Here is a 13,163-nt window from a genome sequence, read left to right on the forward strand (position 1 = left end):
ATTGCCAGACCACGGCTAACGCCGGTTTCGCAGCATATCAACAATATTTTTCAGAAATATATTTCTAATAACTCCGGGATGGGGCCTCCAGCAAATCCGCCATATCCTGAGCGGCACGGATATCGGTCACGAGCATATTGATGAGACCTGAACGCGCCGCCCCGAGAATCGCGCACGCCTTGTCGCGCCCGGTGGCCAGGCCGATCGACATCGGCACGCGGCGCAGCTGTTCGGCAGAGATCGACATCTGCCCCTGCTGGCCTTGCCACAGGATCTGACGGCCTTCGAAGTCGAAATAATGGCGTGCGACATCCCCGACGACGCGACCCACATCCTCTGGTGCGAAACGCGGCGCAGCATGGCCAGACACCGCCGGAAACTGCCCGATCCCAAGCAGCGCCACATCCGCCCTGTCCCAGAGCCCGGTCAGCGCGGCAACACCCGGATCGCGGTCGAGAACCGCGCGCAGTTCCGCCGAAACTGTTGAAGGCGCGTGCAGGAACCGCGCCCCCGCACCCATCTGCTCCGCCGCGAGTCGCACGAATTCGTTGATCTGGAAATGCGCGGCCGTTTCGTCCATGCCCCCGATCACCGGGATTACCGTTCCGCCCGGCAGAGGCGGCAGACCGGTCGCGATCACCGCCTGAACCATCCGCCCCCAGCCAAGCGCCAGCACCGGGCGGCGCGGCAGGCGCGCTTCCTTCAGCAGGGACGCGAGATGGATGCTGACGGCGGCGGCGCGATCGCTTTCGACAACCCGCACCGCCTTCAGCCCAAGCCGCGCGGCCAGATCCTCGCCCAGATTGTCGGCTTCATCGGGGTCCGAAACCTGGATACGGACGATCCCTTCGTCGCGCGCCAGTGACAGCAGTCGTGAGACCGTCGCCGTCGAGACCTCCATCCGCTCGGCAACCTCGACTTGTGAATGGCCGTCAAGATAGTGCAGCCGCGCAGCCATATGCATCATGCTGCGGGTCAGCAGCTTGCCGCCGCGGGGTCGTCTGTTCATGAGGTCGCGCCGGGATGATGTGTCATGCTCACCATTCCTGCCCGAAATCCGCCCGCCCGGCAATCTGGCAGCGTCGGTTACGCCGATTCGCGAAGAACCAGGCGCGCCGGTATGCGGCGGGAATCATGCGGCTCGTCCGGACGGCGCGGACGCTCGATCCGGCCAAGCAGGATGTCCACCGCCTCGCGCGCGATGCGCGGCACGTCCTGTTCGACCGTGGTCAGGCCGGGATGCAAGAACCTGGTCAAGGCGTCGTTGTCATGGCCCGCCAACCGGAAATCGCCGGCCTTGCCCTGCGGGAACAGGCCGAATTCATGCGCCGCCTTCAGCGCCCCAAGCGCCACCCGGTCATTCGCGCACAGGACACAGGCGCGGGTATGGCGCCCGGCAGCGAATTCGGCGCGCATCACCGACAGGCCGTGCGCTTCGAAATCCCAGCTATGCCCGGCAATATCGGCCGCGATGACGTGGGCCGGGCGGCCATGACGGACCATCGCGGCGCGATAGGCCTCGGTCCGTTCGACAGCGTTGATATTGACCTGCGGCATGGACAGAAAGACCGGGTCATGGCCCGAACGGATCAGGTAATCGACCATAAGCCCGACGCTGTGTTCATTGTCATTGCCGACGAAATCGAACCCGTCCGCACTGCCCATTGCGCGCGAATCAATCAGCACCAGCGGCACATGCGCCTCTGCCCGGCGCAGCATCTCGCTATCGGAGGCGATCCCCAGAGGCGCGATCAGAATGCCGTCGACATTCATCGAGCGCAGCCTCTCAATGGCCCCGGCCTCGCGCAACGGCTCGTTATCCGAATTCTGAATGATGATCCGATAGTCACTTTGGCCGGCGGCGGCGTCGACGGCATTGATAAGGCTGGTCTGGAAGATATCATTGAGATGCGGCACGACAACGCCGATCAGCCGCGTCCGCTTGCGGTTCAGGTTGCGGGCGAAGAAATTCGGAACGTAATCGACGGCGCGCAGGCGTTCTTCGATCTTCAGGCGGGTGCCGCTGCGCACGCTGGCCGGGTCGTGGAAATAGCGCGACAGCGTCGGGCGCGAGATCTCGATCTCGGTGGCCAGTTCTTCCATCGTGCGGATGGTCTTCCTGCTCATTCCAGTCTCATCATGATACTGGCCGGTCTTCCGGCCCGTCCAGCAAAGCGGCGACCTGATCGACGATGCTCTGTGCATATGTGCTCGACCGGGCCGGGAAGCGCCAGCCCTGACGCAGCGCCGCCATAAAGACCGGGTTTTTCGCAAAGGGACCTGTGACATGCAGCGGCCCGCTTGCGCCTATGGCATAAAGCCCGGCAAGCGCGTCGCGCGCCAGCAATCGGTCGACGGCGTCGGCAGCGCTTTCATCCGGACGCGTGGCCAGCCGCGCAGGAAGACAGTCACTGTCATGCAGCCCGAAGCGGCCGGTTTTGTCCTGATAAAGCGCCAATTCATCGGCCGGCCGGGCGGGCAGGTCTGTCCGCGAATGCCCGTCCAGCAAATCGGCGCGCGCCTTGCCGGCCATGATGCGGAAGTTCGGCACCAGCCGACCAAAAATATCAAGGCTTGCCATAATCCCCGGCCCCGGCGCCGGCATCTTTTCGACACCGATTGCGAAGCCGGCAAGCCATGTCCCCGTCGACATTGCCACCGAAGGCGCGCGCCTGCCCGACCCGGCATGCGGCACAAGCGCGAGGCTGCTGTCATGGGCGCCGACATGCACGCTGATCCCGTCGGGCAGACCGTAAGCGGCGGCAAGCGCGGGGCGGATCGTTCCGGCAATGGCCGCGGCAGGCGCAATCGGCGGAAACAGACCCGACATGATCCGCGACATCGCCCCAACAGCCGGCTGCCCGGTCCGCAGCGACCACAGATCGCTGTGGCTGGTGGCGTAGGAAATCTCGCTGAATGCATGCCCGGTCAGATACCACGTCCAGTATTGCGGCCAGAACAGCGCATGACGCGCCCGCGACAGTTCCTGCGCGTGGTGACGGGCCAGCCAGAAAAGCTGCGCGCCAAGGTTCAGCCCGCCGGGCATGCGCGGCGCGCCGGTTTCGGCGAAATCGGGGCGCTGGCGGTCATATTCCGCCGCCAGATCGTCCGGGCCGGCGTATTCGTAATCCATAACCGGCAAAGCCAACCCGACATCATCGACAACGGCCATGGTCGCGCCGTGGCCGATGATCAGGACCCGCAGCGCCGGTCGAACCCGCGCAAAATCGGCAAGCGCGCGCAGGATGAAATCGGCTATTCGGTCTGTGTCCAGATGCGGATAGGGAGGGCCGGGCAGCACGCGGTTTTCCATCGCCCTAATGTCCATCTCTTGCCGGGTGACAAGATCGGCAAGAATCGCGCGGCTGTTGGTCTTGCCGATATCGATGATGGCGATACGCTCAGCCTGTTCCATCTGGCCCCCGGTTCATCGCCTGACGGTATTTCTCGGCATCCCAATTCAGCAATTCGGCGATCTCGGCCGGATCGAGGCGCCGCATCGGACCGCCGCCATTCATCACATGTCGCTTCAGCACGTGCACAAAGCCCGAAAGCAGTTCCTCTGTCCCGCGCATCGCGTCCGCGCGGATCAACGCGCCGAGGCCTTCGACCAGAACGATGGCATTCTGTGGCAGCTGTGCTTCCGCCAGCGCGCAAAGCCGTCGGGGCAGGTCGGGGCCGGGCGTCAGGATCGGGATAGATGGCCCGAAGAAAACGACGAAGTCCGGCGCGATGACACAATTCCCGGCATGCGCGCGCAGTTCGGGCCAGAACATAAGATCATTGCCGTCCGGTACCCGCGCGACCGAATAGCCGGTGCCGGCAAGCGACGGCCATGCGCCCCCGGGCGCAGCACGCCGCGAAGGGACTGGCCCGCCAAGCCGCTCTCGAACCTGCGAGAGCAGCGCCTCGGCTGCGGCAGGTGTATCGGCCTGCGCTATCAGACCATGATTGCCAAGAACGATAAGATCGGCCTCTGCCGCGCCGCTGTCGCGCAGGGCATTTGTCAGCGGAACACCCGGCTTCACATAGGGCTGCCAACGCCAGTTCAGCCCGGCCAGCCTGTCGTGCAACAGGTCGGCTGCATCGACGCGGATCGCCGCAGCGATGGTATCGACACAGTGAACATGCAGCACGCAACGCCCCGGCAACAGCGCATGAAACGGCGTCTCGACGGAAGCCCGCATCCCCGCAGGCCCGCCCGACAGCGTCGTTGCGGCGATATCGGTCTCGGCCAGTTCGCTGGCCATGACGCGCTCGCGCAGCGCCGCCAGATCGACCGGCACCATGATCGGGTGCGTATCCGCAGCGGCCAGCCAGTTGCCCGAGGCCTTGATCCACATGATCCGGCCATCTTTCAGCGAACTGTTTCCACCCGCCCCCTGAACCAGACCGATATCCAGCCCGATCCGCGCCGATACCGTCAGAAATTCCTGCCAAAGCGGGCCTTCGGGTTGCGTCATATCTGTCACCAGCAGGTATAACCCGCGTCGGCCGAGACGATGGCCCCGGTCATCAGGCTGGACGCGTCGGACGCCAGAAACAGCACGACCGAGGCGATTTCGTCCGGCCGACCCAGCCGGTGCATCGGCGTCATGTCCAGCCAGATCCGCTCCATCTCGGGGATGTCCTTCAGCACCCGACTGACCAGTTCCGTCTCGATCACCGTTGGCGCGACCGCGTTGACCCGCACCCCGCGCCCGCCCCATTCGGCGGCCAGCGATTTCGTCAGATGATGCACCCCGGCCTTCGAGGCGTTGTAAAAGCTTTGTTCCTGCGGCTTGTTGACGATAATCCCCGACATCGAGCCCATATTGACGATCGACCCGCACCCGCGCTCCAGCATCCGCCGTCCGAAACTGCGCGCGCAGAAGAAGACCCCGTCCAGATTGACCGCCATATGCCGCCGCCAGTGATCGTCGGAGCAGGTTTCGGCGGGTGTGTTCGACTGCACGATTCCGGCATTGTTGACCAGGATATCGACGCCGCCCTCTGCTTCCAGCGATTCGGCAAGCGCCTCGACATCGGAGCTGTCCGTCACGTCCAGTCGGCGGGACATGGCCTTGCCGCCAGCCGATATAATAGCCGCCACCTTCTGTTCGGCCGCAGGCAGATCCAGATCGGCGATCACCACCGTCGCGCCCGCCTCGGACAGGGCATCAGCACAGGCCGCTCCGATTCCCTGCGCCGCGCCGGTAACAACCGCCAGCCGCCCCGTCAGGTCGAGTTTCTGCAAATACATCAAGCACCTCCCGATACTTCTCGCCAGCTTGCCGGCAGCCTCCACGTCGTCCGACACTCCTTCTTTTTCTTTACACGCGTTAATTCTTGGATGGCAATGCTGCCGTTATCAGTGCCGGAGATCTGCGGCAAATCGCCCAAACAATAAATTTCTGTAAAATTTTTCTTTACGTGCGTAATGATTGATGCCAGCCTCTCATGCAAGGAAGGTCGGCGCGCGCTTTCTGGGCGTCGCACCGGTTCAGCGGATGAACCTTGGGAGGGGTCATGTCCGAGATCAGAGACAAGGTCGCGCTGATCACCGGCGCGAGTTCCGGGATCGGCCTTGCCACGGCCAAGGCGCTTGCCGCCACCGGCGCGAAGGTCGCCTTGGTTGCGCGCTCTGCCGACAAGCTGGAAGCGGCGGCGAAGGGGATCGGTCCCAGTGCCGTGGCGATCACCGCCGATCTGACCACACCCGGTGCCTCGTCCGAGTTGCTGGACAAGGTCGCGCGAAAACTTGGCCCGGTTGACATTCTGATGGCGAATGCCGGGATCTATCTGGCCGGCGATCTGGTCGAAAACGATCCTGAGGATATCGACCGCGTGTTGCAGACGAATATCGGGGCCGTCTTCCAGATCGTGCGCGCCGCCCTGCCCGGCATGATCGAACGCGGCAGCGGCGATATACTGATCACCAGCTCGGTCGCAGGCCATCAGGCGATCCCGTGGGAACCGGTCTATTCGGCATCCAAACATGCCGTGCAGTCCTTCGCGCATGGGTTACGCCAGCAGGTCGGCGCGCAGAATATCCGCGTTCAGGCCATTGCGCCCGGTATCGTGCTCAACGACCTCTGGGGCATATCCGATCCGGCCGAAATCGACGCCAAGGCAGCGACCGGCGAGGGGCTTCGCTCAGAAGACGTGGCCGATGCCGCGATGTTCATGCTTACCCGCCCGCGGAACGTGACAATTCGCGATCTGGTCATCTTGCCACGCGCGCAACCTATCTGAACCCGGCGCCATGCCCGGACGCAGAATGATCGCCGCCGGAGGAGTGAGCGGCGATTGACCGAAGGCTCAAACCGAGCCGCCAGACAGGAGGAGAATATACATGAAGAAGATCATCGCGAGCATTGCCCTCGCAGCGGCCATCGGCAGCGGTTCTGCGGCCCTTGCGCAAGACGAGGATATCACCATTGCGCTGGTTCCCGGCCTGACCACTGATGCGTTCTATATCACCATGAACCGGGGCGCGCAGGTCGCCGCCGAAGCGCTCGGCATCACGGTCGAGTTTCAAGGGGCCGAGGAATTCGACCCGGTCCTGCAGACCCCGGTCCTTGACGCGGTGATCGCGCGCGGACCCGACGCGATCCTGGTCGCGCCGACCGACAGCACACAGATGATCGAGCCGCTGCGCCGTGCCTCGGATGCCGGAATTCCGATCATTACCGTCGACACCTTCATCGACGACGGCAGCTATCAGGACGGCTCAGGCGATGGCGATTTCCCGCTGGCCTATATCGCGTCTGACAATATCGGCGGCGGACGCATGGCGGCCCGCGCCATGGCCGAGGCGATCGGGGGTGAAGGCGCGGTCTATGTGTCAAACCTGCGCCCCGGTATCTCAACCACGGATCAGCGCGAGGAAGGCTTCAAGGCCGAAATGGCCGAGAATTTCCCCGACATTCAGGTGCTCGATACCCAGTATAACGAAAACGACGCCTCGCTTGCCGCATCGCAGTTCCAGGCGGTCCTGGCGCGCAACCCCGAAGTGAAGGGTGTCTTCGGGGCCAATCTGTTCTCTGCGCTCGGCGCCGGCAATGGCGTCGAAAGCGCCGGCAAATCCGAAGATGTGACCGTGATCGCCTTCGATGCGCCCGGCTCTATCGTGAACAACATCTCTTCGGGTCTTGTCGATGCGGCCATCGCGCAGCATCCTGCCGAGATCGGCTATTTCGGCGTCATGGCCGCCTATGCTCATCTTAAAGGCGAATCCATTCCGACCACCATCGGCACCGGCTTCACCGTGATCGACGCCGAAAATGTCGATGACGAAGCCACGCAGAAATTCATCTATTCGGAATGACCATGGAAAACGTGGCACAGAACAAGGGGACTTCATTCGTGAAGTCCCTGCTGAACGCCTGGTCCTGGCTGTTCCTGATCCTGATTCTGGGCTTTTTCGAAATCTACGCCCAGATCGAAACCGGCAACACCTTCCTGTTCCGGGTCTATAACCTTCAATCCATCGCCGTTGCCGCCTCGCAGATATTGCTGCTGGCACTTGGGTTAACGCTGGTCATCGTGGCCGGACATATCGACCTGTCCATCGCGTTCTCATCCGGGCTGGCATCGGTCGTGATCGCGCTTGTGATCAGGGCTGCGGGGCCGGATGCGGGCTGGATGATCGTGCTGTTGGCGACCGTCGCGGGGCTGTTGTCGGCGGCGCTTGTCGGCATCGTCAATGGCTGGCTGGTCGCCTATCTCAGCGTGCCCAGCTTCATCGGCACGCTTGGCACTTACGGGGTCGCGCGCGGTGTCGCGCTGATCATCGCGGGCGGGGCGGTCGTGTCGATCCGCAACAGCTATGCGCGGGATCTGGGCAACAGCAATATCCTGGGCTTTCCGATCCCGCTTGTCGCCGCCATGGTGCTGGCACTGGTGTGCCACTACGTGCTGAAACACACGCGTTTCGGCGCCCACACCTATGCACTCGGCGCCAACCCCGCCTCGGTCGAGCGGGCTGGCGTCGATGTGAAACGCCACCTGATCATTCTTTTCGTGATATCCGCACTGACCGCCGGGATGGGCGGTTTGATCTATACCTTCCGCTTTTCCGCCGGGGCCGCCAACTCGGGCGAGCCGATCCTGCTTTACGCTGTGGCCGCTGTCTTCATTGGCGGCGCGTCGCTGACGGGTGGGCAAGGCACGATCACCGGCACCGTGATCGGCGCCTTCATCATCGCTGTGATCCAGTTCGGCTTGGTCTTCTCGGGCCTGCCGCCATATTGGCAATTCGTCGCCGTGGGTCTGGTCATTATCATCGCGGTTCTGGTGGATCAGTCAAAGGATCGCATCGTGGGGGGCAAGGCATGACGGCACTTCTGAAAGTCGACGGTCTCAAGAAGCGCTTCGGCGGGAACGAGGCGGTGAAGAATGTCACCTTCACCCTGAACGAAGGCGAGTGCGTCGTGCTGGCCGGCGATAACGGCGCGGGAAAGTCCACCGTCATCAAGATGATCTCGGGCGTCTATCAGCCGACCGAGGGCGCCGTCTATCTGCGCGACGAAAAGCTGACCGGCAGAAGCCCCGAGGCCGTTCGCAGCGCCGGGATAGAGACGATCTATCAGGACCTCGCCTTGGCCGATAATCTCGATCCGGGGCTGAACCTGTATCTCGGGCGCGAACGGGTGGTGAAGAGATTGGGCCTGCCCTTCCTCGACCGCAAGACCATGCGCAATGATGCCGTCGAGGTAATGAAAAGCCTGGGTATTGTCGTGCCCGACCCTGCAGCGCCAGTGCGAGAGATGTCGGGCGGGCAGCGTCAGGCGATCGCTATTGCCCGTGCAATTCACTGGCAGGCCCGGCTGGTCATCATGGACGAGCCGACCGCTGCGCTTGGCGTACCCGAGCAGCGAGAGGTCATGGCGCTGATCCACAGGCTGAAGGCAAAAGGGGTCGGGATCATCCTGATCTCGCATAACCTGCCCGATATCTTTGCCGCCGCCGACCGCATCATCGTGCTGGCCCGCGGGGTGGTCGCCGGCGAACGCCGCCCGGCCGAGACCAATGACGAGGAAATCGTTCGCATGATGATGGGCGCGACGCTTTAGCGCCTGTCTCTCGCCATGTGCAAAAGGGATTTGTCGTAAACTTCTGCGCCAGGGACAATCAGCCGGGCCACGACACGGTCTGTCCAACCACAGAAGTTTGCGACGGAACCCGCGCTTGCCGCAATCGGCCATTTGATACGACGACACCGCATGCGACTTGCGTGATGCGGAATTGGCAAATCAGGCCCATTACAGCAAGATCGCACTGACAAGCGAAAGGATCTGCCATGGCCCGGACGAAGAAACTGATCAACCATCCCGATGATGTCATCAGCGATCTTGTCGCGGGCCTGATCGCCGCGCATTCCGGTGAACTGCAGGTGTCGGGCGATACGGGCCGGGCAATTGTTGCGACAAATGGGCCGCGCGCGGGCAAGGTCGGTGTCGTCATAGGCGGCGGTTCAGGGCATGAGCCTGCCTTTGTCGGCTATGTCGGGCGCGGACTGGCAGACGCCGTGGCAATCGGGAATGTCTTCGCCTCGCCCGCGCCGAACCAGATTGCCGACGCCGCGCGCGCGGCCAATGGCGGGGCTGGCGTCATTTTTCTTTACGGAAATTATACTGGCGATGTGATGAATTTCACCATGGCCGCCGAGATGCTGGAGGCCGAGGGTGTGCCGATCCGTCAGGTTCAGGTGACGGACGATGTGCTGTCCGCCCCCATCGACAAGCGATCCGAAAGGCGTGGCATTGCCGGTGATGTCTTTGTCTTCAAGGTCGCGGGCGCCGCCGCAGATCAGGGCCATTCGCTTGACCGCGTCGAGGCGCTGACGCGCAAGGCCAATGCGGCAATCTTTTCCGCAGCCGTCGCGCTTGGTCCCTGCTCGTTGCCGCAAACCGGCAAGCCGAATTTCCAGCTCGGCGATGACGAGATGGAAATCGGCATGGGCCTGCATGGCGAACCAGGTGTTCGGCGCGAAAAGCTGGCGAATGCCGATATTGTCGTCGATGACCTGATGGCCAGCATTCTGGCGGATGCGGACCTGACGGCAGGGGATCGCGTGGCCGTCATGGTCAACGGGCTGGGCGCGACCTCGCATCTGGAGCTTTACATCCTGTTCAAGCGCGTCAGCGAAATCCTCTCGGATCAGGGTGTCGAGCTGGTCCGGGCATGGGTCGGAGAATATGCGACCTCGCTTGAAATGGCAGGGGCGTCGATCACGGTGATGGCGCTGGATGACGAACTGGCGGAGCTGCTGTTTCATCCCTGCCATAGTCCTGCGTTTCATGAGGGCGCGCCTGTCGCAGTCACTGGCAGTGCAGCAGGGCCTGTCGTTGCGGCCAGAACCCAGCCTCGACCGACAACTGACGCCCCATCGGAAACTGTCCTGAAATCCGGTGGGCCGATCAGCGCCACGATCTTTCGCGACATGATGCGTCATGCCGGTCTGGCGATTATCGAGAAAGCAGATTGGCTGTCCGATCTGGACGGGCAAATCGGTGACGGCGATCACGGCGTCAGCATGGCACAGGGCTGGCGGGCAGTTCTGCACGCGCTGGATGATGCGCCGACCGATGAAACGATTTCACAGACGTGCGGCAGGATGGGCAGCGCCTTTCTGGATGCGGTCGGCGCGTCCTCCGGGCCGCTTTATGCGACGGCATTCCAGTATGCCGGTCATGCGGTGGCGGACAGACTGGATCTTGATGCTCCGGCGCTGGCAGCGCTTATCGCCGCCGCAGCCGACGGAATTACCACGCGGGGCGGCGCGGTCATCGGCGACAAGACCATGGCAGATGCGTGGATACCGGCAGCCGATGTCGCACGGCAGAATGCCGATACCGACGTCGTCCGGTTGATGCAGGCGGTAGCAAAAGCTGCCGAAGCCGGGATGAATGCAACCGCGGATCTTGAGGCCAGGAAAGGGCGCGCCGCCAAGCTGGGAAAACGCAGTCTTGGCCATGTTGATCCGGGCGCTGCTTCCGCATTTCTTCTGTTGAGCGGAATGAGAACCTATCTGGCGCGCGATCATCTCGGGCTGAAGTGACCTGCCACAGGGTTTTCCGCGTCTGCCCGGACTGACGTGCAGATCATCGGCGCTGTCCTGAGCGTCCTTTCGGATCATTCAGCACAGCGCCAACCCCCTTTACAGGCCGGTCATCTTGAGCGCGGCTTCTGGCAATCGCTCGCCTTCGATCTTGATGCGGGACGCGGCATCATTGATCTGCACGAGCTCTGCGTCCGTAAGCTCCAGATCGACGGCACCCAGATTTTCTTCCAGCCGGTGCAGCTTGGTGGTCGCCGGGATCGGGACGATCCAGGGCTTCTGCGCGAGAAGCCATGCCAGTGCGACCTGCGCGGGCGTGGCGCCCTTAGCCTCTGCAACGTCGCGCACCACGTCGACAAGCGCCATATTTGCGGCGCGGGCCTGGGGCGAAAAGCGCGGGACGTTATTGCGGAAATCGCCGGGCGCGAAGGTCGTGTTCGCGTCTATCTGACCGCTCAGGAACCCAGCGCCCAACGGACTGAAGGGAACAAAGCCGATGCCAAGTTCGTCCAGCAGCGGCAGAGTTTCCGTCTCTGGTCCGCGCCAGAACAGCGAATATTCGCTTTGAACAGCCGCCAGCGGCTGCACGGCGTGGGCGCGACGGATGGTTTCTGGTCCGGCTTCGGACAGGCCCCAATGCAGCACTTTCCCTTCAGCGATCAGCTCTCCGATCGCACCGGCCACATCCTCGATCGCGACGTCCGGATCAACGCGGTGCTGATAGAACAGGTCGATCCGGTCGGTGCGCAGGCGCTTCAATGCGGCCTCCGCCACCGCGCGGACATGCTCGGGCCGGCTGTTAGTGCCGCTGCCGCGCGATCCGTCGGGGTGGATGTCAAAGCCGAATTTGGTGGCGATGACGACGTTGTCGCGGATGGGTGCGACGGCCTCGCCCAGAAACTCCTCGTTGGTGAAGGGGCCATAGGCCTCGGCTGTATCGAACAGGGTAACGCCCAGTTCATTGGCCTTACGGATCAGGTCGATCATATCGCCCCGATCAGGCGCGGGGCCATAGATGTCGCTTGTCATGCTCATGCAGCCAAGCCCAAGGGCCGAGACTTTCGGGCCGTTCTGGCCAAGTTGACGGGTTTTCATTGCAGTTTTCCTTTCGGGAAAGTCTCCTGTTTTCGTTGAAACGGATATAGCCGAGCTTCGTCTATTGGATTAGCCTGCGAAAACCGCATTATCTTATCGTCAGGACCGATCAATGCCGCGACGCGCCTTTAACGACCTTTATGCCTTCACCGCCGTGGCCGAAGAGCGCAGCTTTACCCGCGCCGCCGCACGGCTTGGGATCTCGCAATCGACGCTCAGCCAGACGGTGCGCAATCTGGAGGAAGTGCTGGATGTGCGGCTGCTGACCCGTTCCACCCGCAGCGTGGCGCTGACGGAAGCCGGCGCGCAACTGCTGGAAACGCTGGGGCCGGGTTTTGCGCAGATGGAAAACGCGCTGGATGCGCTTGGCGATCTGACCGACCGGCCACGCGGCACGATCCGCATCAGTGCGGGCGAACACGCTGCGGTGTCCGTTCTACAGCCCGGACTGTCCCGGTTTCTGGCCGAATACCCGGACATTCGTGTCGAAATTGCGGTCAGCAATGCCCTGATCGATATCGTGGCGGATGGGCTCGATGCAGGCGTTCGCATGGGCGACACACTGGCGCAGGACATGATCGCCATGAGGATCAGCCCGGATATCCGGTTCGCAATCGCCGCGTCGCCGGAATATCTTAAGGGCCGGTCTGCGGTTTCGGCGCCACAGGATCTGACCCAGCACCGATGCATCATGACCCGGATGCCGACCCATGGCGATATTCTGGTCTGGGAGCTTGAGCGTGGCACGCAAGAGGCGCGGGTGAAGATCGAAGGGCCGCTTGTCGTCTCGACCATCGCCCTGCGCGTGAATGCAGCTTTGGACGGGGTCGGGATCGTCTTCATGCCCGAAGATCAGCTTGAGCCACATATCAGCGCAGGTCGCCTGAGGCCGGTTCTGAAGGACTGGTGGCCCACTTACGAGGGCTATCACCTTTACTATCCCAGCCGCCGCCAGCCCACGCCCGCCTTCCGGCTGCTTCTGGAGGCATTGCGCTGGCGAGGTTGAAAAAAGGGGCGGTCAGGC

General features: G+C 62.8%; 12 protein-coding genes. 6 read left to right on the plus strand and 6 right to left on the minus strand.

Annotation, left to right across the window (positions count from 1 at the left end; translation table 11 throughout):
• Positions 1-64: 64 nt before the first annotated feature.
• From FQV27_RS16470 to FQV27_RS16490, 5 genes are all read right to left on the minus strand, one after another.
• Positions 65-1,009, minus strand: a complete 945-nt coding sequence (locus FQV27_RS16470) for a sugar-binding transcriptional regulator (RefSeq protein ID WP_147100682.1) — start codon at positions 1,007-1,009, stop codon at positions 65-67.
• A 77-nt stretch (positions 1,010-1,086) separates the two neighbouring features.
• Positions 1,087-2,127, minus strand: coding sequence for a LacI family DNA-binding transcriptional regulator (locus tag FQV27_RS16475; protein ID WP_186827340.1), 1,041 nt, complete (start codon positions 2,125-2,127; stop codon positions 1,087-1,089).
• 10 nt (positions 2,128-2,137) lie between these two features.
• Complete coding sequence (locus FQV27_RS16480; RefSeq protein WP_147100685.1) at positions 2,138-3,415, minus strand: FGGY family carbohydrate kinase; 1,278 nt, start codon at positions 3,413-3,415, stop codon at positions 2,138-2,140.
• Positions 3,402-4,463: a class II aldolase/adducin family protein gene (locus FQV27_RS16485; protein ID WP_147100687.1), complete on the minus strand. Its 1,062-nt coding sequence runs from the start codon at positions 4,461-4,463 to the stop codon at positions 3,402-3,404. The genes FQV27_RS16480 and FQV27_RS16485 overlap by 14 nt, the downstream gene beginning before the upstream one ends.
• Before the next feature lie 5 nt (positions 4,464-4,468).
• Positions 4,469-5,242, minus strand: a complete 774-nt coding sequence (locus FQV27_RS16490; protein ID WP_147100689.1) for an SDR family NAD(P)-dependent oxidoreductase — start codon at positions 5,240-5,242, stop codon at positions 4,469-4,471.
• Positions 5,243-5,508: 266 nt separating this feature from the next.
• Here FQV27_RS16490 and FQV27_RS16495 point away from each other — a divergent pair, with 266 nt between their 5' ends.
• The 5 genes from FQV27_RS16495 to dhaL all read left to right on the plus strand — a co-directional run bounded on the left by FQV27_RS16495 (position 5,509) and on the right by dhaL (position 11,044).
• Complete coding sequence (locus tag FQV27_RS16495; protein ID WP_147100691.1) at positions 5,509-6,234, plus strand: SDR family oxidoreductase; 726 nt, start codon at positions 5,509-5,511, stop codon at positions 6,232-6,234.
• Positions 6,235-6,334: 100 nt separating this feature from the next.
• Positions 6,335-7,309, plus strand: coding sequence for an ABC transporter substrate-binding protein (locus FQV27_RS16500; protein WP_147100693.1), 975 nt, complete (start codon positions 6,335-6,337; stop codon positions 7,307-7,309).
• A 2-nt stretch (positions 7,310-7,311) separates the two neighbouring features.
• Positions 7,312-8,319 (plus strand): ABC transporter permease, encoded by a 1,008-nt coding sequence (locus FQV27_RS16505; protein ID WP_246133145.1) that lies wholly within the window; start codon positions 7,312-7,314, stop codon positions 8,317-8,319.
• Positions 8,316-9,056, plus strand: a complete 741-nt coding sequence (locus tag FQV27_RS16510) for an ATP-binding cassette domain-containing protein (protein ID WP_147100695.1) — start codon at positions 8,316-8,318, stop codon at positions 9,054-9,056. The genes FQV27_RS16505 and FQV27_RS16510 overlap by 4 nt, the downstream gene beginning before the upstream one ends.
• 227 nt (positions 9,057-9,283) lie before the next feature.
• Positions 9,284-11,044 (plus strand): dihydroxyacetone kinase subunit DhaL, encoded by a 1,761-nt coding sequence (gene dhaL, locus FQV27_RS16515; RefSeq protein WP_147100697.1) that lies wholly within the window; start codon positions 9,284-9,286, stop codon positions 11,042-11,044.
• Positions 11,045-11,143: 99 nt separating this feature from the next.
• On the opposite strand, the gene FQV27_RS16520 is transcribed toward dhaL, so the two are convergent.
• Complete coding sequence (locus tag FQV27_RS16520) at positions 11,144-12,139, minus strand: aldo/keto reductase (protein WP_147100699.1); 996 nt, start codon at positions 12,137-12,139, stop codon at positions 11,144-11,146.
• Positions 12,140-12,251: 112 nt separating this feature from the next.
• On the opposite strand from FQV27_RS16520, the gene FQV27_RS16525 reads away from it, so the two are divergent.
• Positions 12,252-13,145, plus strand: coding sequence for a LysR family transcriptional regulator (locus tag FQV27_RS16525; RefSeq protein WP_147100701.1), 894 nt, complete (start codon positions 12,252-12,254; stop codon positions 13,143-13,145).
• The last annotated feature ends 18 nt before the right edge of the window (positions 13,146-13,163 follow it).

The sequence above is a fragment of the Paracoccus aurantiacus genome, assembly GCF_007993065.1.
GTDB classification, from domain to species: domain Bacteria; phylum Pseudomonadota; class Alphaproteobacteria; order Rhodobacterales; family Rhodobacteraceae; genus Paracoccus; species Paracoccus aurantiacus.